This is a genomic window from Clostridium drakei (assembly GCF_000633595.2).
GTDB lineage: Bacteria > Bacillota > Clostridia > Clostridiales > Clostridiaceae > Clostridium_AM > Clostridium_AM drakei.
Genome location: NZ_JIBU02000020.1, coordinates 22,388 through 46,457 on the forward strand (window position 1 = coordinate 22,388; position 24,070 = coordinate 46,457).

General features: G+C 28.8%; 25 protein-coding genes and 1 pseudogene. 10 read left to right on the forward strand and 16 right to left on the reverse strand.

The genetic code is table 11. The annotated features are described in order from the left end of the window. Positions 1-55: 55 nt before the first annotated feature. From EG57_RS0210800 to EG57_RS0210810, 4 genes are all read right to left on the reverse strand, one after another. Positions 56-736, reverse strand: a complete 681-nt coding sequence (locus EG57_RS0210800; protein WP_029162196.1) for a GTP pyrophosphokinase — start codon at positions 734-736, stop codon at positions 56-58. 54 nt (positions 737-790) lie between these two features. Continuing rightward, the gene (locus EG57_RS0210805) at positions 791-2,548 is read right to left on the reverse strand and encodes a helicase-related protein (protein ID WP_032077225.1); all 1,758 of its coding nucleotides are present in this window, start codon (positions 2,546-2,548) and stop codon (positions 791-793) included. Between the two features lie 438 nt (positions 2,549-2,986). Then, the gene (locus EG57_RS25835; RefSeq protein ID WP_242859838.1) at positions 2,987-3,148 is read right to left on the reverse strand and encodes a MoaF C-terminal domain-containing protein; all 162 of its coding nucleotides are present in this window, start codon (positions 3,146-3,148) and stop codon (positions 2,987-2,989) included. Between the two features lie 81 nt (positions 3,149-3,229). Next, positions 3,230-4,039, reverse strand: a complete 810-nt coding sequence (locus EG57_RS0210810) for a MerR family transcriptional regulator (RefSeq protein ID WP_032077226.1) — start codon at positions 4,037-4,039, stop codon at positions 3,230-3,232. Positions 4,040-4,239: 200 nt separating this feature from the next. Here EG57_RS0210810 and EG57_RS0210815 point away from each other — a divergent pair. The 4 genes and pseudogenes from EG57_RS0210815 to EG57_RS0210830 all read left to right on the forward strand — a co-directional run. Next, a pseudogene (locus EG57_RS0210815) lies at positions 4,240-4,473 on the forward strand (hypothetical protein); the annotation flags it as partial. A gap of 205 nt (positions 4,474-4,678) precedes the next feature. Continuing rightward, complete coding sequence (locus EG57_RS0210820; protein WP_032077228.1) at positions 4,679-5,008, forward strand: transposase; 330 nt, start codon at positions 4,679-4,681, stop codon at positions 5,006-5,008. A 44-nt stretch (positions 5,009-5,052) separates the two neighbouring features. Continuing rightward, positions 5,053-5,934 (forward strand): IS3 family transposase, encoded by an 882-nt coding sequence (locus EG57_RS0210825; protein ID WP_084572210.1) that lies wholly within the window; start codon positions 5,053-5,055, stop codon positions 5,932-5,934. Positions 5,935-6,110: 176 nt separating this feature from the next. Then, on the forward strand, positions 6,111-6,638 hold the full coding sequence (locus tag EG57_RS0210830) for a GntR family transcriptional regulator (protein WP_032077229.1): 528 nt from the start codon (positions 6,111-6,113) through the stop codon (positions 6,636-6,638). Between the two features lie 240 nt (positions 6,639-6,878). Here EG57_RS0210830 and EG57_RS0210835 read toward each other — a convergent pair whose 3' ends face one another. After that, on the reverse strand, positions 6,879-7,901 hold the full coding sequence (locus EG57_RS0210835) for an alpha-hydroxy-acid oxidizing protein (RefSeq protein WP_032077230.1): 1,023 nt from the start codon (positions 7,899-7,901) through the stop codon (positions 6,879-6,881). Positions 7,902-7,999: 98 nt separating this feature from the next. Next, complete coding sequence (locus EG57_RS0210840; RefSeq protein ID WP_029162206.1) at positions 8,000-8,215, reverse strand: hypothetical protein; 216 nt, start codon at positions 8,213-8,215, stop codon at positions 8,000-8,002. 154 nt (positions 8,216-8,369) lie between these two features. On the opposite strand from EG57_RS0210840, the gene EG57_RS0210845 reads away from it, so the two are divergent. Further along, on the forward strand, positions 8,370-8,999 hold the full coding sequence (locus EG57_RS0210845; protein WP_032077231.1) for a flavodoxin family protein: 630 nt from the start codon (positions 8,370-8,372) through the stop codon (positions 8,997-8,999). Between the two features lie 76 nt (positions 9,000-9,075). Here the strand turns inward: EG57_RS0210845 and EG57_RS0210850 are convergent, their stop codons facing one another. The 3 genes from EG57_RS0210850 to EG57_RS0210860 form a co-directional block, all read right to left on the reverse strand. Next, positions 9,076-9,519, reverse strand: coding sequence for an OsmC family protein (locus EG57_RS0210850; protein ID WP_032077232.1), 444 nt, complete (start codon positions 9,517-9,519; stop codon positions 9,076-9,078). A 168-nt stretch (positions 9,520-9,687) separates the two neighbouring features. Beyond that, positions 9,688-10,512: a methyl-accepting chemotaxis protein gene (locus tag EG57_RS27280; RefSeq protein WP_032077233.1), complete on the reverse strand. Its 825-nt coding sequence runs from the start codon at positions 10,510-10,512 to the stop codon at positions 9,688-9,690. A gap of 156 nt (positions 10,513-10,668) precedes the next feature. Then, entirely contained in the window at positions 10,669-11,505 is an 837-nt protein-coding gene (locus EG57_RS0210860; protein WP_032077234.1) for an aldo/keto reductase, read from the reverse strand. Positions 11,506-11,579: 74 nt separating this feature from the next. On the opposite strand from EG57_RS0210860, the gene EG57_RS0210865 reads away from it, so the two are divergent. After that, positions 11,580-11,921 carry a biotin transporter BioY gene (locus EG57_RS0210865; protein ID WP_341350113.1) on the forward strand — a complete coding sequence of 114 codons (342 nt, stop codon included), beginning with the start codon at positions 11,580-11,582 and terminating at the stop codon, positions 11,919-11,921. Between the two features lie 76 nt (positions 11,922-11,997). Here the strand turns inward: EG57_RS0210865 and EG57_RS0210870 are convergent, their stop codons facing one another. The 4 genes from EG57_RS0210870 to EG57_RS0210885 all read right to left on the reverse strand — a co-directional run bounded on the left by EG57_RS0210870 (position 11,998) and on the right by EG57_RS0210885 (position 17,600). Then, positions 11,998-12,474 (reverse strand): MarR family winged helix-turn-helix transcriptional regulator, encoded by a 477-nt coding sequence (locus EG57_RS0210870; protein ID WP_032077235.1) that lies wholly within the window; start codon positions 12,472-12,474, stop codon positions 11,998-12,000. Positions 12,475-12,668: 194 nt separating this feature from the next. Continuing rightward, positions 12,669-13,400 carry a hypothetical protein gene (locus EG57_RS25420; RefSeq protein ID WP_052037855.1) on the reverse strand — a complete coding sequence of 244 codons (732 nt, stop codon included), beginning with the start codon at positions 13,398-13,400 and terminating at the stop codon, positions 12,669-12,671. 141 nt (positions 13,401-13,541) lie between these two features. After that, entirely contained in the window at positions 13,542-14,915 is a 1,374-nt protein-coding gene (locus EG57_RS0210880; protein WP_029162215.1) for an amino acid permease, read from the reverse strand. Positions 14,916-15,116: 201 nt separating this feature from the next. Continuing rightward, positions 15,117-17,600 carry an MBL fold metallo-hydrolase gene (locus EG57_RS0210885; RefSeq protein WP_032077236.1) on the reverse strand — a complete coding sequence of 828 codons (2,484 nt, stop codon included), beginning with the start codon at positions 17,598-17,600 and terminating at the stop codon, positions 15,117-15,119. Positions 17,601-17,818: 218 nt separating this feature from the next. On the opposite strand from EG57_RS0210885, the gene EG57_RS0210890 reads away from it, so the two are divergent. The 4 genes from EG57_RS0210890 to EG57_RS0210905 all read left to right on the forward strand — a co-directional run bounded on the left by EG57_RS0210890 (position 17,819) and on the right by EG57_RS0210905 (position 19,986). Beyond that, the gene (locus EG57_RS0210890; protein ID WP_032077237.1) at positions 17,819-18,382 is read left to right on the forward strand and encodes an RNA polymerase sigma factor; all 564 of its coding nucleotides are present in this window, start codon (positions 17,819-17,821) and stop codon (positions 18,380-18,382) included. 3 nt (positions 18,383-18,385) lie between these two features. Next, positions 18,386-18,850, forward strand: a complete 465-nt coding sequence (locus EG57_RS0210895) for a zf-HC2 domain-containing protein (RefSeq protein ID WP_032077238.1) — start codon at positions 18,386-18,388, stop codon at positions 18,848-18,850. 25 nt (positions 18,851-18,875) lie between these two features. Beyond that, a complete protein-coding gene (locus EG57_RS0210900) occupies positions 18,876-19,532 on the forward strand; it encodes a DUF2953 domain-containing protein (RefSeq protein ID WP_032077239.1) in 657 nt (218 codons plus the stop codon). Positions 19,533-19,596: 64 nt separating this feature from the next. Further along, entirely contained in the window at positions 19,597-19,986 is a 390-nt protein-coding gene (locus tag EG57_RS0210905) for a GerW family sporulation protein (protein ID WP_032077240.1), read from the forward strand. A gap of 82 nt (positions 19,987-20,068) precedes the next feature. Here EG57_RS0210905 and EG57_RS0210910 read toward each other — a convergent pair whose 3' ends face one another. The 3 genes from EG57_RS0210910 to EG57_RS25160 form a co-directional block, all read right to left on the reverse strand. After that, a complete protein-coding gene (locus EG57_RS0210910; RefSeq protein ID WP_032077241.1) occupies positions 20,069-20,899 on the reverse strand; it encodes a YitT family protein in 831 nt (276 codons plus the stop codon). 330 nt (positions 20,900-21,229) lie between these two features. Next, entirely contained in the window at positions 21,230-22,198 is a 969-nt protein-coding gene (locus tag EG57_RS0210915; protein ID WP_032077242.1) for an LCP family protein, read from the reverse strand. A 134-nt stretch (positions 22,199-22,332) separates the two neighbouring features. Beyond that, positions 22,333-24,024: an ABC transporter ATP-binding protein gene (locus tag EG57_RS25160; protein ID WP_052037856.1), complete on the reverse strand. Its 1,692-nt coding sequence runs from the start codon at positions 24,022-24,024 to the stop codon at positions 22,333-22,335. Positions 24,025-24,070: the final 46 nt, after the last annotated feature.

Here is a 24,070-nt window from a genome sequence, read left to right on the forward strand (position 1 = left end):
ATTACTAATGTTTGTTTAGCATCCAATTCATATAAATTGGATGCTATTTTATAATTTATTCTAATTTTTCTACTTCCATTTGTATTTCTTGCATTTTCATATCTGTTGCTGCAATAACATTTGCACATTCTTTTAAATCTTTTTTTATATTTACGGAATCTTTTCCGCTGCTTTTATAATATAATTTGTGTTCTAAACTTGCCCAAAAATCCATAGCAATTGTTCTTATTTGTACCTCTACCCTTACAGATTCTATATGGTCTGAAAAAAACACAGGAATTTCGATAACCATATGAAGACTTCTATATCCATTAGGCTTAGGATTTTGAATATAGTCCTTTTCTTCAATCAATGTAACATCTTCTTGTTTTTTAAGCATCTCTGCAATTTCATATATGTCGCTGACAAATGAACAAATAACCCTAATTCCTGCTATATCATTTAAAGTTTTCCTTGCTGATTCAATACTCAATTCTACATTTTTGCGCTGAAGCTTGTCTAATATACTTTCAGGTGATTTAACTCTAGACTTAATATATTCTATTGGATTCCTTTTTCTTCTTATTTTAAATTCATAGTCTAAAATTTCAAGTTTGGTACTAACTTCTTTTATAGCACAACTATGAATTAATTTAAGCTCTTGCATCTTTTCCACTACATTTTCAACATCCCTTAGTGACAGCACTTTATCCTCTTCATTAAAAAACTTTTTTTCTATATTGTTTATTTCCTTCATATGTATTCTCCTTTTCCACAATTTTTAATAATAGTTTTTATTCCTACTAAATAATTATATATCCAATAATATTTTATTAATATCTTCACTCACCACAATACGTTCATCATAAACCCACTGTTCATCAAATTCTAAATTAAAAATCTTAGAGAAGGAATAGTAAAGATTTATCCTTTGATAGTAAAGTTCCAATTCATTAAGATCTTTTATTAAACAAGTTGGCTTAGAAATTAAATCGCTATGAGCTATAAAAAGTTCATCTACATAGCTTAAAAAAGCATCCATCATCGTAGGATTTGATACATCAAAAGGTATTTTTAGTAGAGTCCACTCCGTTTTTTCATCTAATTTGTAACTCTTTATATTATCTAATACTATGATATACTCTGAAATATCCATTTTTCTATAAAAGTACATCTTCTCTTTTCGTGTACTCCATAATGCAAGCTTTTCCCTTAAGGGTAAGCTTTTTATTTTAAGTATTGCTTCACTTGGCCCTATAACTGCTTCTTGTATAGTTCTATCTCTTACATTTATCATCTCGTTTATAAATTCTTGAGTACCTCCATAGGATGCCACATACCCAATATCATATATACCTTTTCTTCCTGCTCTTCCTGCAATTTGTTTTACCTCTTGTGAATTTAAAAATCTCACTTGACTTCCATCAAACTTCTTAACATTCATAAATATAATTCTTCTAATTGGAAGATTTACTCCCATACCAATGGCATCAGTAGTTACCAATATTTTTGTTTCTTTATTTATAAACTGCTCATACTGCTTTCTTCTCACTTCAGGAGGCAGGTCTCCATAAATCAAGCTTGATTTTATTCCTAAACTTCCATAATAATATGCTAATTCTAATACTCTTTTTTTAGAAAATACCACAAGTGCATCTCCATCTTGAATATTTTTACGAGAAAAAGACCCATATTCTATCACAAGAGGTATGCTTCTTTTATATTCTTTAAATTCATATTGATCTTGGCAATCTTCAATTATATCAATTAATAGCTCTTTACTATTAATGGCTCCACAAATATGTATCTCCTTACAATTTAGTCCTAACAATGCTCGTGTCCATGCTGCTCCCCTTTGATCATCATTTATCATCTGAATTTCGTCTATGATTGCTATATCATATTCTTCATTAACATCTAATTTTTCTATAGTGCAGGATATATGCTGTGCTCCTTCTACTATTATTTCTTCTTCTCCAGTCATAAGGCTGCATTTTACACCTTCACAATTTAGCCTCTCATAATTTTCCAAAGCTAATATTCTTAACGGAGATAGATATATTCCCTTTTTAGCTTGTTTTAATCTTTGCATGGCATTATAAGTTTTTCCTGTATTAGTTTCCCCTAAGTGAAGATAAAATTTTCTAATAAGCTTTCTAGCATGTTCATATTCATCCTTAGGATTTGCAGGAAATACATTGTCAAATTCTTTAGATACAAGCTTAGGTATATGCTTGGTTATAAGCACACTGATTATTCCAGAACCCAAATAGCTTTCATAATTATGTTTTACTATTTCTTTAAAACTAAAGTTAGTACCATTTTTTCTATTGTAGTCCTCTACAAGCCTTTCAGATATGTATTCTAATATTTCTAAATATTGCTCATAAACACTTTTAAAATCTCTAAGTCCATCATTTTCAAATTCCTTTAAGTGTCTTATTTTCTTTCTTACAGAAACCTCATGTTCCCATAATGCATTTGTCTTAGTATGCTGTACTATTTCTTCTATTTGAGGAATTTGATTTTTTATCTTCCTAAAATTTCTTTCTACTGCTCCTCTTTTCATTGACCGTCCTCCTAAGTAGAATTTACTTAATTATTATATCATTCTAATAATATTATTAGCAAAAACTCACTTTTAATTGTATAAAAACAACTAATTAATTTTTATATTGATTATTAGAGCTATTATAGCTTTTCACAATTACTTAGTCTACACAGAATTATAATCATAAAAATATTTATTACAAAAAAGAAAAAAATCAATGCAAAACTTACTAGATATATTCTTTAATCTTTAAATAAGTCTTTTTATATATAAATTTCGTCGTATTATTTCTTCATATAAATGCTTTCAAAATAAAACCCACGAAAATCCAAATTTTAGATTTTCGTGGGTTTTATATTTGAGTAATTTCTGTCACATTCTGCCAAACTTGAAGCCAATTTTTTAATATACTATGTAATTTTTTTCTTCTTACATAGTTACTTTCTACTACAAATATTAAACAATAGTTGCATATGAACCTACAGGAAAATTTGTAACTTTGCCCATATCATATGATTCATATCCATAAATTTTACCATAAGAACGCATTTTATCTGATTTTAAATCTTCTACTACAGTTCCAACTGTTGGAAATTCCCTATTATTTTCTTTTGTCATAACTTATAGCCTCCTTAAAGTTCATCTCACTTAAAAAGTATAATAGATACAGTTAATGGAGGGTCAATAGAAATTGTATTTTTATTTGATTAATATTTCTATTTTTACTAAAGTTACTTCTTTTTTATCTTGCCCAATCCTTGGAAATATCCATGTTTCGTTAAAATCACCTACTACCTCTATATTATTATCTATAATATAATTAACTAGCCTACGATAATATTGTTCCTTATTGTTACTATTATCATCTAATACTATAGATAGATAATTACCTTTAGGCAAAATATTATAATTATCTATACCATCATCGCATTCAATAAAATATCTTATGTCGTTATTTACTATCTTATTTTCATTTTTAAATAATTCAAAACTAGTGCTTGTTCCAAAAGAAGAATACACTTCTTTTCTCTTATTTTCTATATCAAGTATAACTTTTCTTAAATTTATTTCCAATTCATCAACTGTTTTAGACATAAAGCCATATGATATGTATTTTCGTTCTTCATTATATTTTATAAACATATTATTATCATATTGTAAAGCATCTACTATATTATAGTGGACTTTTTCCATAGAATTTTTAATTTGAGATAATTCAAATATCCTTTTTTCTAATAGTTTTGTTTGCTTATCTATTAAATCTATAGTATTTTCTAAAGATAGATTAACATTTATCATGCTTTTTATTTCTTCTAAAGACATTCCCATCATCTTAGAATTTTTAATTACATCAAAAACTATAAACTGTTCAACTGAATAATATCTATAGTTATTCTTTTTATTTGTATATGCTGGTTTAACCAATCCTCTTTCGTCATAATACCTAAGTGTTTTTATAGGTAAATTAAATAGTTTTGATATTTCACCTATTGAAAAATATTTATCCATATCTATTTTCTCCTTATACTTATGTGCATAGTCTAAATTTTATTTAGTTATTATACTACATATTTAAATGCAAAATAAGCTAGCTTAAATATTACATATCTACACTAGCTTTATAATATAGTTACTTTGTATACGGTAAATCATACGTACCTCGTATTTAATTAGTGCAGAAGGATTAAGACCTTTGTCTTGCACAAGCAGCTATTGCCTGGCTACTTCATAAGGAAGATTTTATTGTTCCGATTCCTGGTATGATGAGTGAAGAAATTGTTCGTCAGAACATGGAAATTCCGAATGTTCATTTTACTGCCAATGATATGAAGAGATTTGATGAAGCACTTGCTAAAATCACAGTATATGGAAAATGGGATGAAAGCTGTATTGGAAAATTGAAGGAAGTTTTGAACGAAGAAGGCTATAAATTAAAGGATTAAACACGTAATAGGCAAATAGTACAAAAAAAGATAGAAGGCAGTCGGAGGAACGGCTGCCTTATTGTATCTTTATTTTTCGTATAGTATAATGAGTAAATGTAAATGATCGAAATATCTTAAGCGAAGATACCTCTTAAGCCCCTAAATTGATTTGGACAATTGCAAATACATTTATTATAATGTAGAAAGTGATTGGAGGTAAATTATGAAAGGGAAAAGTTATGCAAAGGAATTAAAAGAAGAGATATTGAGAGAAGTAAAAGAAGTAGGAAATGTTTCATTAGTATCAAGGAGACATGGTATTTCAAAGTCAACTATATTTACTTGGATAAAAAATTCCAATAATAGAGATGAGATTAAGGTGAAACCAGGAAGAAAGGCTTTAGTTGAGGGAGAAAAAGAGCTTGAGAATGAAGTAGCAGAAGTAACAAAGGAAAATGATCATCTAAAAAAATTGTTAGGAGAAAAAGATTTAGAAATAGCAATCCTTAGAGATTTAATAAAAAAATCAAACCCTCAATTAAAGAAAAAGTAGAAATAGCTAAAAAGTATATAGATCAAGGCTATGATGCAGTATTTGTGCTCAAAGTAGTTAAGCTAGGAAGATCAACATATTATTATAACTTAAGTGTAGAAGGTAAGGAAAAGGCTGCGCCTAAGGGCGGAAAGCCCAAGGGATATAGTATAAACATTGATAGTATAAAAATATGTGATGACCAAATTAAAGAGTTTATTCTAGAGTCTATTAATGGGGATGCTATTAACTATGGATATAGAAAAATAACTCATCATTTAAGAAGATATTATAATCTTATAATCAACCATAAAAAGGTTTATAGGCTTTGTAAGGAACTTAAAATACTTAAAGAGCAGAGAGTAATTAAGTCTAAAATGAAGAGAGTTATTGCAATTAACAAGATAATAACAGGCTCAAATCAACTTTGGGAAATGGATATAAAATATGGTTATATAGAAGGTGAAGATAAGTTCTTCTATATACTGAATTTAATTGATATTTTTGATAGAAGTATTATAGACTACCATATGGGGTTGCACTGTGAATCTAAAGATGCTGCAGCCTTATTAAGAAAGTGTTTAATAAGGAGAAATTTATTTGAAGAAGGTGCCAATAAGCCTGTAATAAGAACAGATAATGGTCCACAATTTGTAAGTTATAAATTTAGTGCATGTTGTGAGGAACTTGGAATTGAACATGAGAGAATACTAGTAAAGACACCAAATAAGAATGCACATGTAGAATCGTTTCATAGAATACTTGAAGATGAGTGTTTAAAAATTAACGAATTTCAAGGCTATGCGGAAGCATACAGGGTAGTAAACGAATTCATGGAATTTTATAATAACAGGAGAATTCACTCAAGTTTAAGGTTTATGTCACCAAATGAATTTTATAACCTTTATTTTGGAGAAAATCTAACAAATATTGAAATAAGGGTTTAATTTTAAGATAAATGGAGAATCTATTAGATTTTGTCCAAAACGAAGGGGTCAATCCGATACATGGAGGAATATGGGATGTCTTTTTTATTAAAGGATCAAGCTTATGATAAATTCATTAAAATGATAAGGAACTTATATATGGTGAGATATATTCTATAAATGCGTTGACTGCCACTATGGATATGTCCAAAACACCAGTTAGAGATGCCATTCAAAAATTAGTGGATGAAAAACGAATTGATATTTTACCAAGTCGTGGTATTCGGTTGCATCAAATAACAAAAGAAGAGTTAACGCAGCATTATCATTTTAGTTGTGCAATTGAGGGTTATTGTGTGGCAACGCTAGCTAAAACCTATGAAAAAGATAAGAAGAATCCATCGGTGAAGAAACTAAAAAAACTGATGGAACAAATGAAGAAAATGCTTGATGAGCAGCATGATTTTGATGAATATTTTGCTTTAGACCAAAAGTTTCATAAGGAGTTACTTGAGTCATTGGGAGATCCTTATTTTACTAATCTGCAGCATTCCCCTATGGGATTTTATAATCATCCTGAAATACAGCTTACAGATAATAAACTATCGAGAAAAGAGGTATATGATTGTCATCAAAAAATATTGAATGCCATATGCGAAGGAGACTCTGCCGGTGCATATGAAGCATTGCTGGAACATTCAGATCTGATGCTGAAAGCATTTTAGAAAAATGAACTATAACAACTAAATAATTGTAAAATATTAGGCTTCAAGGTACATAAATTGGATTTATGCATGAAGCCTAAAACATTTATATAATTGTTGAGTAATTTGTTGTAATGTTTACATTTGAATTTTCAACTTCAGATATTAAAAGTCATTTGTATATATTTAGTACTACAAAGTGTCTCAACAATTAACCTTGCTAGATTTTTCAATTTATCTTGTACTATTTTTATTCTTCTTTTACCAAGGAATTGAAATCATATCATCAGTAATTTCATCTAAGCTATGTGCTCCACACATTGCCATAGTTTCTTTTAATTCACTTCCAATTTTATCAATATATGTTTGAATACCTTCATCTTCTCCACCATATAGTGCTGTTACAAATGGTCTAGCAATTAAAACACCATCTGCTCCCATAGCAAGTGCTTTAAATACATCTACACCACTACGAATACCACCATCAACAAAGATTTTCATATCATGACCTACATTGTAGGCAATATCTTTTAACACTTCAGCTGTTGATAAACATTGATCTAAAACTCTTCCTCCATGATTAGATACAACAATGGCACTTGCACCAGCTTGTTTAGCTTTTAATGCTCCTTGAACAGTCATGATTCCCTTAACAATAAATGGTTTATCACAGGCTGCTATGATTTGTTCTAATTCTTTTACAGATTTACTTCCTGCAGGAGGTGTCATATTTTTCAAAAAAGGCAATCCTGCTGCATCAATATCCATAGCTATAGCAACAGCATTTGATTCTTTGACATATTTCATTTTTTCTAAAATAGTTTCATAGTTCCAAGGTTTAATTGTTGGGATACCCAGACCATTTTCTTTCTTAATGGCTCCAGTTGCTGCTTTCATTACTTCTGGATTCGTCCCATCACCAGTAAATGCTAATATACCATGTTTTGCACAAGAAGAAACTAGAATATCATTATATGACATATCATCATATTTATCACCATAATGAAGATTCACTGCTCCTACTGGTCCAGCAAAAATTGGGTATTTAAATTTTTCATTAAATAATTGAACACTTGTATCAACTGGTTTATTTTCTACTAAAGTATCCATATTAATTCTTATTTCTTTCCATTTATCATAGTTTCTTATGGCTACATCACCAATTCCTTTAGCACCAGGTCCTGGAATTTTGTTTTTACAAGCCTTTCCATTACATTCGTAACAAGCTTTGCAGTAATCTCCTATACATGTTCTTGCTTTTTCTAATATTTCACTGTACATCATTATAATTCTCCTTTACTACTTAATAACAACATATAAAACTTCCCTTTAAAACAATTATAAAACATTTTGCATTGGTTTTCCATTTTTTCATAATTATTTTAAAGCATTGATTCATCATTAATATATCTTTCAAGGTTCGTATCTTCTATTGTCTTTCCTTTTTTATATTCTAAAATATAAGCATATATTTTATCAATTTTTATTATATCGATTATTTTGGGGATTTCTGGATTATCAATAAAAATTTCTTCTTCCTGAACTAGACTTTCAGCTAAATATTCCCATTGTATATTAACTGTAATGATTTTTTTCAAAATATAAATTTTAGGAAAGGAATTTTTAATTCAATATAGAATATTATTTAATACAAGTAACAGATAATGTTATTACTATAAGATATATCACAGTCATTTAAAGCAATCACTTAGTATAGTAATATACACTAAATATATTAAGGGGATGGATAATATGATTTTAGGAATTAGTGCAAGTGGCAGAAAAGATGGAATTACCAGCAAGACAGTGAAAGCTATATTGGAAGCAAGTAATTCAGAGTATGAATACATTTCATTGTCAGGCAAGAGAATTAATGGTTGTACTGGATGTACACTTTGCGCCGCCGATAATCAGTGCAAAGTTAAAGATGATTGGAATGAAATAGCAGAAAAAATGTTAATGGCAGATGCAATTGTTTTTGGTGCCCCTAATTATGGAGAGACTATAAATGCCCTTGGTCATGCATGCTTGGAAAGAACTTTTTGCTTTCGACACAGAGAAGCTTTTAGTCTATCCGGCAAGATTGGTGTAGCGGTTAGCGCTAGTTATAGTGAGCAAGGAGCAGGTTTAGTCAATATGATTATAAAAAAATCTATGATGGTTAATAAGATGTCAGTAGTTGGTACTGTATCCGCTCATGGGTATTCCCAATGTTACACATGTGGATTTGGTCACAAATGTAATGCAGGGAATGTGATTAAGAAATATGGTCCTTTGGATAAAATCGAAAAGAAACATCTTCCACCTAGTTTTGAAGAGCAAGAAGATACAATTTTTCAAGTTAATAATATTGGAAAATTATTGGGGTCTTTAGGTGTCTAAATAAATAATATAAAAAAGTGATTAAGTAAAAGTAATCTTCTAATTTTTACTTCATTAATCACTTTTAATTCAATAATTACTTCTCTATTGTAATCTTTGCCTTTTCTAGTTCAACAGCATTTCCTATTGTATCTCCTACCGGGCATCTTTTCTCAATTAATTCAACAAATTTTTTAATTTTTTCTTCTGAAGCATCACTCTTTATATGCATATTATATCTTATCTTCTGGTATCCCGGTCTTACATCCGATAACCCCATAAATCCATCCGGATCTAATTCTCCTTCTAACTCTATCCAAAAATCTTCAAGATTTATTCTCATTTTTTCGGCAAAAGATGCTGCAAGGATTGTTTGACATCCACCTAGAGCGCATATCACTAATTCAACTGGATTCATTCCAGTATCAGTTCCACCTAATTTTTCTGGTTCATCGATATCTACCTTAAATCCTCTCGCTTCTGCTGTAACAGCAAGACCTTTCTTTCGTCTTGCTGTTGCCTTAAATGTTGTTATGGCCATACTACCACTCCTTTATAAATTTAGTTAACATTACACTATAAGTATCTCCCAATGAATTAATAGTAAACATTATTTCTAAATCGTATAATAAAAAAACTCCATCCTTTGTTTTATTATATAAGCACATTCAAATAAAACAAAGAATGAAATTTTATCATTAAAATCAGTTTATTTTGCCAATTCATTTAATTTTGATGCTAGAGGATTTAATTCGTGTAGTGCAGCATCCATATTTTGAATTTGAGATAGTTGTTCTTTAAATGTATCTGCTGTTGACACAATACCATTAGAAATATTATGCACTGAATTTTCTATTTTAGTTAAAGTACTATTTATCTCATTTATAGATTTACTACTTGAATTAGATAATTTTCTAATTTCATTTGCAACTACAGAAAAACCTTTTCCGTATTCTCCAGCTCTAGAAGCTTCTATAGCTGCATTTAGACCTAAAAGATTAGTTTGAGAAGCTATATTTCTAACAAAATTTAGTATTTCATCTGTATTTTTAGCGTTCTCATCAGCTTGTTTAACTTCAGTTAAAATAGTATCGTTGGAGTCTACAGCGACTTCAATTCCTTTTGAAATTAAACTTGCTGCTTTAGATATTTCACTAAGGGATTCAGATAAAGTTTTTGATAAATTTAATATTTCATAGTGTCTTTTTAAACTTTTAACAAGAACTATGCTTCCTATAATAACTCCTTTGTCATCCTTTACAGGAATACCTGTAGCCTTAATTTCTACTCCAAAAACCTCTTTTGGAACTATTGATGACACCGTTTTCTTTGCTTTAATACACTCATAAGCAGCACCCCCTGGTCTTAAAGGGTCTCCTGGCTCTGCATTCATATTTATATTTTTACTGTTTACAACTTTTATAAAATGCTCTGTTGTCGACATAGTAAAAGCTATTTCATCTTCAAAAAAGCACTGCATATAAGGTATCATTTCGTCAAAAGCTCTCTGCAATTTATTTTCAATTTCGATCATAGTTTATACCCCCAAAAAACTCAAAATGGCAGGCTAGTAACATAACATTATATATGAAAAAACAAATATTAATTATAAGGTTAATTATATTATATCACGGCTTAAGTTGAAAATGCATCCCATTTTGAACACTTTCGTAAGATATTATAATCAAATTTATTTTAAATCAAGATAAGTTGTATTTTCTGGAACATTAGTTACAGATACATTATCCCCTTCATTTAATGAATCTATAAAATTCATATCTTCTTTAGCAAGTTCAAAATCAAAAACATCTAAGTTTTCTTTTATTCTTTCTTCATTTGATGACTTTGGTATAGGAATAACTCCTCTTTGTATATGCCATCTTAATGCTATTTGTGCTATAGTCTTTTTATATTTTTCTGATAAATTCATCATCACTTCATTTGAAAATATTTTTCCCCTCATTATTGGACTCCAAACTACCAATTGAATATTATTTTCATTACAATAATTCAACATATCATTTTTAGAGCTTAAAGGGTGTACCTCTATCTGATTTACCATAGGCATTATTTTTGCACTTTTCCTCAATTCTTCTAAATGTCCTATTTTAAAATTGCAAACTCCAATTGCTTTTACTTTACCTATTTCATAAAGATATTCAAAGGCTCTCCAAGTTTCAGAATTTAGCTTATTAGGCCAATGAATAAGATATAAATCTATATATTCAACTTGTAATTTTTTTAATGACTCATTAAAAGCCTTAATAGTTTTTTCATATCCATGATCATTATTCCAAAGCTTAGTTACCAAAAATATTTCTTCTCTATTTACTCCACTATCTTTTATACCATTACCTACTCCAACTTCATTACCATAAAAGGATGCAGTATCTATCTGTCTATATCCTATATGAAGAGCACATTTTACTGCTCTTGCTGTTTCATCCTCACTGCCAGATTTATACGTTCCAAATCCTATTGAAGGCATCTTTACACCATTACATAATACTTTAAATTTTTCACTCATAATATATATCCCACCTTTCACATTTCTTAATAAAAACATATCAATAAAAGTTTATTTTGTAAATATACCTTATAATAAAACTTGTTTTTAAAAGCTTAAAACAAACATTACTATTTGGACCCACTGGCGGCTATATTATCGGATTTTTCTTTATGGCACTGATTGCAGGATTTTTCATCGATACTTTTTTTGATAAATGGTATTTATGCTTTGTAGGTATGGTTCTAGGCACTGCTATATGCTATGTCTTTGGTAGTATGTGGTTATCATATCAAGCTCATATATCAGCGCATGCAGCATTTTCTGCAGGTGTAATTCCTTTTATACCTGCAGATCTTGCTAAAATTATAATTGCTACCTTAGCAGGTTCTAAAATACGTGAACGACTAATTAAGGTTAATTTATTTCAAGCTTAATTAATATAAACTAGGATTATAATTAATTGGGACTAAGTTATAACTTGATAACTTAGTCCGCTATTTTTTCTTTCTATTAATCATTCAAATAATTTTTAATGAGTTCTTCTTGTATCTTTAATAATAATTCATTGAAACGTTTCTTTTCATTTTCAGTTAAAAAATTTAGAAGCACAGATGTAAATTCCTCATATTTAGGTAATATACTATTAAATATTTCTTTTCCATTATCTGTTACTACAGCTTTTATGCTTCTTCTATCATTTTCATTTATTATTCTTTCAATTAATCCTCTTGCTACCATTCTATCAACAAGAGTTGTTATATTAGCTCTTGTCACATTCATTTTTTCACCAAGAGTAGATAACATAATTCCATCATTTCCAGCTAGATAAATTAAATACAGTGCAGAAAACTGAGTTTCGGATAACATAAGTTCCTTGTAAAATTTATTAAGTACCTTTTGAACCATATTAGAAGTTTTAGAAATTACCTCTAATAATCTTAATGAACTGCTTCTATCATCATCTAATTCTTTGCTTTCTTTGTACAACTGTTATTCCCTTCCTTTCACAAGTATTATTTTATTCTTAACCAGTTTCCTAAAAATTTAATTAATATATAAATTGTCAGTTTACTAATTATTTATAATATATACTGATTTTATCTCTATTGTCAAGCCAATTAAGTAATATTATACCAAAATAAAAACAACCCTTAAAACTAATTAAAGGTTGTTTTTATTAACTATTTATGAGCTTTTTGTGGAAAAGTTGCTTTAATTGCATCTGCCTGAGCTTGAGTTATTATGTTAGAGCTAACTAATTCAGCAAATAAATCAGTTTTCTGCTTAGGATTTGCTGCAAAATAAGCTTTTCTTTGATCTGCTGTCATTCCTTTTACTTTTTCCATTTCAGCTTTTCTTTCAGCAGCTTTTTGTTTTTGAAAATCTAATATCTTAGTTTCTTCATCTGCTGTTATAGTTCCTGCTGTAACAAGTTTGTCAAGTTGTGCCTTGATTCCTTTTTGTGATTTATTTTCATTATGTTTTACTTGTTTTTGTGGTAAAGCAGCTTTAATTGCATCTGCTTGAGCTTGTGTCACTATGTTAGCATTAACTAATTCTGTAAACAAATCAGTTTTTTGCTTAGGGTTTGCTGCAAAATAAGCTTTTCTCTGATCTGCTGTCATTCCTTTTACTTTTTCCATCTCAGCTTTCTTTTCAGTAGCTTTTTGTTTTTGAAAATCTAATATTTTTGTTTCTTCATCTGCTGTTATTGTTCCTGCTGTAACAAGCTTATCAAGCTCTGTTTTTAATGATGTACCTGCTTTCTTATGATTCACCTTTGCGCTTTGGGAAGCTTTAACTTTAGCAGTTGAAGTTGCACTTTTAGCTGATGCATAAGTTGCAGTAGACAAAAGTGTTCCACTTACTACTAATGCTGCTATAACCTTGGTCATTAGTTTTTTATTTACCATTTAAATTTCCCCTTTCAAGCTTTTTAATATTTTATTTTATTTACATTTTTATATTAACCTGCTTGTGTGTCAACTTTATGGCAAACAAGTGAAATTTATGTTACATCTTAAGCAAAATAAGGCAGACTTTACTTTAACTTTTTACTGGTTTAATGTACTATGTTTTATGCCATAAATAAAGTAAATACAAAGTCCCATTACTAGCCAAATTGCAAATCTAATCCAAGTAACAGCCGGTAAACTTGCCATAAGATAAATACAAAAGATTATGGTTAATGCTGGAGTATATGGTACACCTGGACATTTAAATTTTCTTTCAATGTCTGGCATTGTCTTTCTTAAAATCACAATTCCCATAGATACAAGTATAAAAGCAAATAAAGTTCCTATATTACATAAATCCATAATTACATCTAATGGTAAAAAACCTGCCATAACAGCTGTTACAATTCCTGTTATTATAGTACATAATCCAGGAGTTCCATGTTTTTTAGATACCTTGGAAAATGATTGTGGTAACAATCCATCTCTTGACATAACCATGAATATTCTAACTTGACCATATAAAGTTACAAGAAGAGTAGAAATCATACCAATTACGGCTCCTACACCAACTAAAGATGATCCCCAATTTATTCCTATTCTTGATAAAGCACCCGGAAGTGCATTATTTACATCTATGGATGTAAATGGAACCATTCCCGTAAGTATAACTGCTACAGATATGTATAATACAATAACTGCAACCATACAAATTGTTAATCCAATTGGAATATCTTTGTTAGGATTAGCTGCTTCCTCTGCTGCTGTAGACACTGAATCAAATCCTATAAATGCAAAAAATATAATTGCCGCTCCTGACATTATTCCCTTAACTCCGTATGGTGCAAAAGGATGATAATGTGCAGGATTTATATGCGTAACTCCAAGAATTATAAACACAAGTATTACAAATATCTTTACACCAACTATAATATCATTTACTTTTGCACTTTCTGATACACCTAGATACAAAAGCCAAGTAACTACAGCAGTAATTAAAACAGCTGGTAAATCTACAACTCCTCCTGCCATAGGAGACTTTATGATTGCTGCTGGTAAATGTATACCATAGTCATTTAATATTCCAACTAAGGTTCCTGACCACCCTGAAGCAACTGCAGCTGCTGAAACAAGATATTCAAGTATTAAATCCCATCCTATAATCCATGCTATAATTTCTCCAAAAGCAACATATGAATATGAATATGTGCTGCCTGCTACTGGAAAAATAGTTGCAAGTTCTGAATAAGTAAGAGCACAAAGTGCACTTGTTAAAGCTGCTATTACAAAGGATATAGTAACAGCCGGTCCTGCCAAATGAGCTCCTTGACCCGTGGCAACGAATATACCCGTTCCAACTATAGATCCAATTCCGATTGCCGCTAAATCAAAAGCCTTCAATTCTTTTTTAAGACCACTCTTTTTAACGGACTGCTTAAAATCCTCTAAAGATCTTTTTCTAAATAGATTCATTAACTTAAGTCCTCCCAATAATCCTGAAAAAATTTATTTATACAAATGTATTAATTATAAATAAAAACAAATAGTTATACAACAACCGTATAAGTCAATATAAAGCATTTTTCAACATATTACCTCATTTTTCTTTAAATAAAGTAATTTTTCTTATATAAAAATAAGGCGAACTCATTAATTCGCCTACTTCCTATTTATTTACCATTTAAGACTACATCCTGTTTTATATTCAAATTCCTCTTTTATTACTTTCATTTTTTCTTCTTCTAGATTCTCTAACTTTAATTCTATGCTTAAATTTAAAGGGTTAAAAGATGGATTTTTCTTTATAGGTATACTTTCCCTTCTACAAAGCACTTGTGCTATTTTTATTATTTCATTTTGATTTACAGCATTGGATATATTCATGTTCCATCCTGTAATTTTTACAAGCTCACTAACTTTTTCTGTATACTTTTTCCCAATTTTAGGTGATATAAATGAAAGCTCTATGTACTTACCTTTATCATTTGATTTTATTCCCTTTTTATACGGTTTAAATTCTTCTTTTTCAAAACTTTCTTCTATAATCTTTAAGGCTTGATTTTGCTCAACTGCTTTAACTTCATTTCCACTTTCTATCATATCATTTGTCACATCTTTAATTGCTCCAGAACTTTTTACTAAAAGTTCTATTCCTGTTTTTTCTTTAAAAACATTTAATTTACTTTGTTCCACACTATGTTTAGAGTTCAATATCACCACAGCTTTCTTTTCTTCCAACCTATAGGATATCTTTTTTATATCTAGGTCATATAAAAGCTCTAATATTAAACTATCTGATGCATTTATATTTACTTTATCACTTATTTCCGCTTTCCATTTTGTTTGTTTTTCAAATTCCATACAAGCTTCATGTATGTCCTTCTCTACTACATCAGGAAAATCAAAGCTCAATATTACTTTCTTTTCATTATAAATAAGTCCAGCTTTTTTAAAGTTATACTTTGAAAAATATTCAGATATAAGATCATTTAATTCATTAGGCTTTAACTCTTTTGGCTTCAGTTCTTCCTGTACTACTTCCTCACTTTTACATTTAAATAAGAATAGCCTTTTGTTGTCATTTTCAAAGTATACAGACTTAACTACTAATTTTTGAATTTCATCCATTTCTAAAGCTTTTATTTTATTACTTCCAGTCCATATATATATTAATTCTTCTACTGTAAAAAATCTTTCTCCATAATTATGTAATATAAACTTCCATAATTCATTTATGTTATTTTCATCTAATTTGCTGCTTGATTTTATAACATAAGGTATTTGTTTTTTCCACTGTTTTCTTGGATTTTTTATATTAACCTCATAACATTCTCCACATTTTGGTGCATATACCCTTCCCCTCACTTCTGATAAAAGCTCATTAGAGAAGCTTTCTACTACTTCTTCATTACCATGTACCATAAATATGTTGTTAGGAGTTAATAAATTTATAAGTGACTTTATTTCTCCTTTATCTCCATGAGCAGAAAGTCCTACCTTTTCCACTTTACATTTCACAGGAATACTTCTTCCATTTAACTCTAACTTTTTATCTTCTTCATCCTCCAGCAAATTTAATAATTTTCTACCTGGAGATTCTTCATCCTGATATCCAGTTATAACTATGTACCCATTTTCCATAGGAGCTATCTTTTCTGCATAATACTGGCTGTAGCCTCCTGTAAGCATACCAGAACTTGAAATTATTATACAAGGCTCCTTATCTTCTAATATTTTCTCTCTAATTTCTTTTTTATCTACAGCAATTATGTTATCATCATAAAAAGGCTCAATTCCTCTTAATATCTTTTTACCAAGAGAATTTTTTAAGTAAAGTGGATTTAATTTATATACTCTATTTATATCCTTAATCATTCCATCCACATATATCTTTATATTTTTTATAGATTTCTTATTTAAAGCCTTCTTAATAATTAAAATAATCTCTTGTGCTCTTCCCAATGCAAAAGCTGGGATTAACATTTTTCCTCTATCTACTTCACATTCATTTATAAGTTGTAAAAGCCTTTCTTCCTCAACTTCTCTATTAGCATGAAGCCTGTCACCATAAGTAGTTTCAAAAATTGCAGCATCTGGTCTAAGTTTTGGAACCTTTAACCCATCTACTGTTTTTTGTGAAAATACTGAAAAATCTCCCGAATAAAATAAAGAGCCTTCTGGTGTGGTGATATACACACAAGAAGCACCTGCTATATGACCTGCTGTATAAAAAGTTATCTTTATATCTTCAAATATAGGAAACTCCACCATATAATTTATAGTAAATATCCTATTTAACATATTTTCAACATCTACTTCTGCATAAAGTGGAATTTCGGCTTCTCTATTGTTCATTATTTTTAAACTGTCATACAAGAGAACCTTCATTAAATCTTTTGTCATATTATTTGCATATATTTTAGCACTAGGATATTCCTTACTTATTATTGGTAATGATCCTATGTGATCCATATGAGCATGACTTATAATTATTGCATCAACTCCCCCTTGTTCTTGAATAGTTCTGAAATCCGGAAGAGGATCTTTAGATGCACTTTGTCTTATTCCACAATCTAAAAGTATATTTTTATTATAAACTTTTAGGAGTATGCAGCTTCCCCCAACTTCATGTGCTCCCCCTAGAAATGAAATTTTCATATAATACACCTACCTAAGTTTACTCATCAAACCTTCATAATTTGCTTAAACTGTGAAAGTTCAATCATCCTATATTATAACCTAAATTTATTTTTTGAGAAAGTAAATAAAAAAAGCTACTTTTTTTGAAACTTTATTGCTAATATATGTGTATAGAGTATTATATGTGTAATTGATATTATTTCATTTAAATAAGCTCTATTAGAGGAGGAACCATATTGGACATAGATAAGAAATTAATATTGAGATGTAAAAAATATGACAAGCCTGCTCTCATGGAATTGTTTAAAATATACGAAAAATATTTGTATGGATTATGTTACAGCTATTGTCAAAATCAGCATGATGCTCTTGATTTAGTTCAGGAAATTTATATAAAAATATTTAACAACTTAAACAAATTTAATGATGATATGCCTTTTCATCCCTGGGTGAGAAAGCTTTCCGTAAATATTTGTTTAAATTTCAAAAGAACTATTAAATCCAATTTAGTATCTCTAAATGGAGAGTTCAATGAAAATTCAACTTTAGAGGATACCATAGCTTCTGATTTCAATGTTGAATATGAAATTGAAAAAATGGATTTAAAAAGAATCTTAAAAGAAAATCTCAAAGCTTTGCCAGAAAACTATAGATTAGTTATAATATTAAGATACTATGAAAACTTAAGTTATAATGAAATTTCTGAATTGCTATGTAAACCTCTTGGAACTATAAAAACAGATCTTTATAGAGCAAAAGCTTTACTTAAAAAGAAACTAGAAAATATTCGGGAGGAATAAAAAATGAGCTGCAAACTTGATAAAAAATTTCTGTATGCTTACGCAGATAACACCATAGATCCTCTGGAAAAGATATTTGTAGATGAACATCTAAAATGCTGTGATGAATGTACTAAAGCTTTAGAACTTATATATGACATAGATAAAAACTTAAGTACTATGGAGGAAGATGATGATTTAGTTTTTCCAGAAAGGTTGAGCACAATTTCTGAATTAATAGCAGAAAATTGTATATCCCAAATTGAAGAAAAAGATCTAAAATTAAAAATTCAAAATAATTATAGAGTTTATAGAAATTTCAAAGGAAACATAAAAAATTCAAGAAGGCTTTATAAGAAGAATCCATTTAATAAATTTATTCATAAAAGTATAAAAAGCTCTATAAAATTTATAGAAAAACCAATAAAAAAATCTATAACTAAAAAAATCAAAAAAACAAAGCTTTTTAAACTATTTAATGCAAGTTAATTTTTGTAAAATGAGGTGTATTTAAGTGTTTATACTCATTACATTTTTAAAGGTACTTGGAATATTGTTATGTATTATACTTTTTATATTAGCATTATTGTTATTTATTCCGTTTAAATATAATTTGTATTATAACATTAACGATAGTTCAAATTTTGAAGGAACTATATTATGGCTGTTCAACTTATTTAAAATTAAAGCTTTGCAAGAAGAAAATTTTAAAATAACACTTTTTATAGGAAACAAAGCTATTCGTGTAATTTCTGAAAGTGAACACTCAGAAATTAAAGAAGTTAAGAATGATAATAAAAAATCTAAAAAGACAAAAACAAATAATATTAAAAGCTTTATGGAAAAAAAGTTTTTAAGCTGTGTATTTTCTTATTTTAAAGATATGTTAAAAATAGTTAAACCTGATGAAGTAAAAATAAATGGTGTTTATGGTTTTGATGATCCTTGTATTACTGGGTTATTGTCTGGTTTTATACCAATAATTGCACAAGTAATTCCTCACAGCTATATAAACTTAAATCCTGTCTTTGATGATGATGTTATAGATATAAAAGCTAGCATGTGTGGAAAAACATTTTTATTTTTAATGGTTTTTAGAACTTTAAAATTTATATTAAAAAAGGATGTTAGAAAAATTTTACTAAAAAAATCTAAAACTAGTGAAACTTAATTAATACTTTATGTGTATTAATTATTGTAATAAAAAATTGAACAAATTTAGGAGGATTTTAATTATGGCAAATGGTTCATCTATTCCAGAAAATTTAGAGGTGTTATTTAATAAATTACAAAACTTTTTAAAAACTGAAACTGTTGTTGGAGAGCCTATGATCATTGGAGAAACTACTTTAATTCCTATTATATCTGTAAGCTTTGGATGCGGTACTGGTTACGGCAATGGCACTGATGATAAAGGAAATAATGGTTCCGGCGGTGGTCTTGGTGTTGGAGCTAAAGTAACTCCTAACGCTATGGTTGTGATCAAAAATGATTCTGTTACTATGCTTCCTGTAAGTGACAAAAGTAATATTGAAAGTCTTTTAGAAATGGTGCCTGGTATAGTATCAAAGTTTAAAAAAGATAAAAAAAATAATAGTACTGAAAAAAAATCTGAAGAAGAGTAAAAGAAGGTATATAGATTTGAACTTGTACAAATCTATATACCTTCTTTTTGTAAAAAATAATTTTTCTATATTCAATAAATATCTAAGTAAGACTAAATCCCTTTCCATAAACCTCATAGGAATCTTGAACTAAAACTAAAGCATTATTGTCCACTTCTTTTACAATTTGCTTTAATTTAATTATCTCCTTACTAGTAATTACACACATCAATATTACTTTTTGGTCATCTGTATATCCGCCTCTTGCTTCTAGCTTAGTAGTTCTTCCATTCATTTCTGTTAAAATGAGCTCATTAATTTTTTCAATATTATCAGATATTACATAAACTGATTTTGAGTCTTTAAATCCTTTAATATACATATCAACAACTCTTCCTATTATGTATACTGTTACAATACCATATAATGCTTTTTCTATTCCAAATACAAAAATAGTTAAGCAAACAATAGACAAATCAATACACATCATAACTTTGCCTACAGGCTTGTGTATAAATTTAGATATCATCTTAGCTACTGTATCTGTTCCTCCTACAGAAGCTTGTTTACTTAGCAGCATTCCTAATGCAAGGCCTGTCATAACACCACCTAGCACTGTTGCTAAAAATATATCTTTTGTGAATGGGCCAACTCCACTAGTCAATTCAACAAAAATTGGAACTAAGAAAGCTCCAAGCACTGTATTAATAACAAACTTTTTACCCAATATATATAACCCCAGCAAAAAAATAGGCACATTAAATATTCCTATTATTATTGACTTTTTGATATGAGTCACACTTTCAAGCACAATGGCCAATCCTGATACTCCCCCTGGAACAATATGATAAGGAGAAAAAAATGCGTTCAACGCAAAAGAAAATAAAAAGATTGCAAATACAATACTAACTAGATCAATTAACTTGTTTTTCATACCCATCCACCTTTCTTAAATAAATATTAAGTTCTAAATCATACAACATAAAAACCTCCCATCCTACATTAGGATGAAAGGCTGAACTTTCTAGCACTAATTATACATTAAAATTAATACTAATCATCTTCATTTCCGTTACATATTAAATTTTTCAAATTACAATAAAACCATACCATAATTCATTATACACTGCGCTTTAAATTTGTCAATGAATTTAAAGATATTATTTTAAATTTTGGTAATATTTTAAGTAATATTTAAACTTAATATATTATTTTAAATGCCATTTAAATTTTTAACTATTATTTTAAGTGATATCATAATTTTTTATTTGATGGAATTAGGTTTAATATCTTCAAATATATACTTATGCATTTGATTTTTAGTAGCATTCAAATCAAACATCAAATACCAAACATTGTCTATCATTTTTCCATCACAATACCCATCTAATGGAAACCTTTGCTCTCCTATATCCTTGATACCTAATGTATATATAGATGTTAGCATCTTTAATATATCAGTATTTGACATATTCGTTTCTGTATAAGGAAGCAGCTCAGAAACTACATTTACTATACTGGTAGAAGATATTTTCTTAATTTTATTTAATACAGCAATTAATACGTTTCTTTGTCTTTGAGTTCTTTCAAAATCTCCACCAGCAGTATATCTTATTCTTGTATAAGCTACTGCTTGTCTGCCATTAACTTTTTGCAATCCAGGATTATTAATAAGAGGTATGGATGCATTTTCAATCTTAGAAGTTTCTTTTATATATCCATTTATATATTTTATTTCCTCTGGTGTTATATTTATCTCTATACCACCAACACTATCAATTATTTTTTCAAATCCAAAAAAATCTACAGTAACGTAATCCTTTATATTTAAATCAAAATTCTTATTTAACGTTTTAATAGCCAACGTTGGTCCACCATAAGCATATGCATGAGTAACTTTAGTCATTCCATAACCATCAACATTAACATAAGAATCTCTCATAATAGAAGATATCTTTAACTTTTTGTGTTTTTTGTCAAGAGTTAAAATCATAAGTGCATCAGAACGTGATGCTTCATCTTTATATCTCCTATCAATCCCAAAAAGAGCTATATTTATAATTCCATTATCTTCTTTTGTTGAACTATTACTTATATTTAATTCTGAATTATTTTTTGGTATTTTTACCTTATTTACTTTACTTAATTCAGCATTAAAGCATGAAATAATTGCTCCAATTGCTATAACTAGAACAATTATAGTAGTAAATATAATTTTACAATTTTTCTTCATAGAATAACCTACTTTTCATATTACACAGTTTTATATTTTATTATATGCTTTTAAAAAATTAAAAATAGAATATTATAGATTTAAGAATGATGACACTACCTCACCCAATTTAGATAACTTTATCTAAATTAAAATTAAATAACATCAACCGCAACATCTTTATGATTTAGGCTGCTCTGTTCTATAAAATGCTTATCTTCTAATTTAAACACTTTATCACATATTTTTAATGCCGTATTCCTATGAGTAATAATTATACAAGTTGGTGTTGGCTCTAAATTTTTGATAGTTTCTAAAACATTTATTTCTGTTTCTGAATCTAATGCAGAAGTAGCTTCATCCAATATTAATATAGGAGTTTTATGAAGTAGTGCACGAGCAATGGCAATTCTTTGTGCCTGCCCCTCTGACAGGCCTGTTCCCCTTTCTCCCAATATCGTATAAAGACCATTTGATGAATTTTTAATAAACTCCCAGGCGCAAGCTGCCTTTGCTGCATGTTTAAGTTCTTCATCAGTAGCATATGGATTACCTAATCGAAGATTTTCTGCTATAGTACCTGAAAAAAGAGTATTCCCTTGAGGAACATATGACATGAATTTTCTAGTACCAGCACTTACTTCTATAATATTTAAATTATTTTTGATATATATATGTCCTTTTTCAGGATATATCAATGAAAGTAGCAAATGTATAAAAGTCGTTTTTCCCTTGCCAGATGAACCTACAAGAGCAATTATCTCTCCAGGATTAATATTTACAGATGCATTACTTAATACCATTTTATCTTCTTTATAACTAAAATCAACATTTTGGAATATAACACCTGCTGTCTTAATATCAGTAACCATTAAATCTTTATGGTCAATGCCCAAACTCTCAAGTTCCATAATTCTTTCAGTGGAAGCTATTGCAGCAATCACTTGTGGTAATGAAGAAGCAAGTCCATAAAATGGGCCTTGTATATTTCCTACTAGCTGTAGTAAAGCTGTAAGTGTACCGAATGTAGTGATACCTTGAGAAAGTTTTGAAGCATTAAAGCAAAAAATAAGAAAATAACTTATCCAATAACCTGAAGATAATGCCACATTGGTTAATACTGACATCTTTGTACGAGATACTGTTAAATGAATTCTATCTTTTTGAATCTCCTTGACTATATTAATGTTTTTATCATCAAGACAAAAAGTTTTAATTATTAACATATTTTGAAATGATTCATTTAGGAATGAACGATATTTTGATTCCAGTGCTTGATACTTTAAGTAAATTTTTTTTAATTTTGATGAATAAATACGACTCAACAAAATTGTACTAGGTGATATAACTATAAACGCTACAGCTAAAAATGGATCTAACATTAAAAGAGTTATAAAAGATCCTATGAGCAGAACACTTAATGATATTATATTTGGTATTGTAGTTATAATCATATTTGTTATTGCATCAACATCACTAGTCATCCTAGTCAAAATATCTCCACTGTGATACTTGCAAAATTCCATCCATTTCGTTTGCATAAGTTGATTATATAATTTTTTTTGAATACTATTAGAAATTTTTATAGAACACTTAGACGTTATTACTGCGACTGCAGCTCTCAATCCTATATCTAAGATTATAGTGATAGCAAATACTGCTAAGATTCGGAATAAATTATGAAATTGTGATAACGTAGCTGCATCAATCAACTTTTTCGTTATTAAAGCCCTATATACACAAATCAATGAAGATAAACTACCAAAAACTATAATAAATAAAAGATAATGAATAAAGGGCTTTCCTTGTAGTATTAACCACTTTGTTTTTAACCATAAATCTTTCAACTAATGAGCCCCCTTCATAAAAATATACATATAAATAAATGCATTT

Coding starts and splice junctions, on each gene's coding strand:
- EG57_RS0210800 (WP_029162196.1), bottom strand. CDS start 736: ATGAAGGAAATAAACAATATAGAAAAAAAGTTTTTTAATGAAGAGGAT.
- EG57_RS0210805 (WP_032077225.1), bottom strand. CDS start 2,548: ATGAAAAGAGGAGCAGTAGAAAGAAATTTTAGGAAGATAAAAAATCAA.
- EG57_RS25835 (WP_242859838.1), bottom strand. CDS start 3,148: ATGACAAAAGAAAATAATAGGGAATTTCCAACAGTTGGAACTGTAGTA.
- EG57_RS0210810 (WP_032077226.1), bottom strand. CDS start 4,039: ATGGATAAATATTTTTCAATAGGTGAAATATCAAAACTATTTAATTTA.
- EG57_RS0210820 (WP_032077228.1), top strand. CDS start 4,679: ATGAAAGGGAAAAGTTATGCAAAGGAATTAAAAGAAGAGATATTGAGA.
- EG57_RS0210830 (WP_032077229.1), top strand. CDS start 6,111: ATGGATATGTCCAAAACACCAGTTAGAGATGCCATTCAAAAATTAGTG.
- EG57_RS0210835 (WP_032077230.1), bottom strand. CDS start 7,901: ATGATGTACAGTGAAATATTAGAAAAAGCAAGAACATGTATAGGAGAT.
- EG57_RS0210845 (WP_032077231.1), top strand. CDS start 8,370: ATGATTTTAGGAATTAGTGCAAGTGGCAGAAAAGATGGAATTACCAGC.
- EG57_RS0210850 (WP_032077232.1), bottom strand. CDS start 9,519: ATGGCCATAACAACATTTAAGGCAACAGCAAGACGAAAGAAAGGTCTT.
- EG57_RS27280 (WP_032077233.1), bottom strand. CDS start 10,512: ATGATCGAAATTGAAAATAAATTGCAGAGAGCTTTTGACGAAATGATA.
- EG57_RS0210860 (WP_032077234.1), bottom strand. CDS start 11,505: ATGAGTGAAAAATTTAAAGTATTATGTAATGGTGTAAAGATGCCTTCA.
- EG57_RS25420 (WP_052037855.1), bottom strand. CDS start 13,400: ATGGTAAATAAAAAACTAATGACCAAGGTTATAGCAGCATTAGTAGTA.
- EG57_RS0210880 (WP_029162215.1), bottom strand. CDS start 14,915: ATGAATCTATTTAGAAAAAGATCTTTAGAGGATTTTAAGCAGTCCGTT.
- EG57_RS0210885 (WP_032077236.1), bottom strand. CDS start 17,600: ATGAAAATTTCATTTCTAGGGGGAGCACATGAAGTTGGGGGAAGCTGC.
- EG57_RS0210895 (WP_032077238.1), top strand. CDS start 18,386: ATGAGCTGCAAACTTGATAAAAAATTTCTGTATGCTTACGCAGATAAC.
- EG57_RS0210905 (WP_032077240.1), top strand. CDS start 19,597: ATGGCAAATGGTTCATCTATTCCAGAAAATTTAGAGGTGTTATTTAAT.
- EG57_RS0210910 (WP_032077241.1), bottom strand. CDS start 20,899: ATGAAAAACAAGTTAATTGATCTAGTTAGTATTGTATTTGCAATCTTT.
- EG57_RS0210915 (WP_032077242.1), bottom strand. CDS start 22,198: ATGAAGAAAAATTGTAAAATTATATTTACTACTATAATTGTTCTAGTT.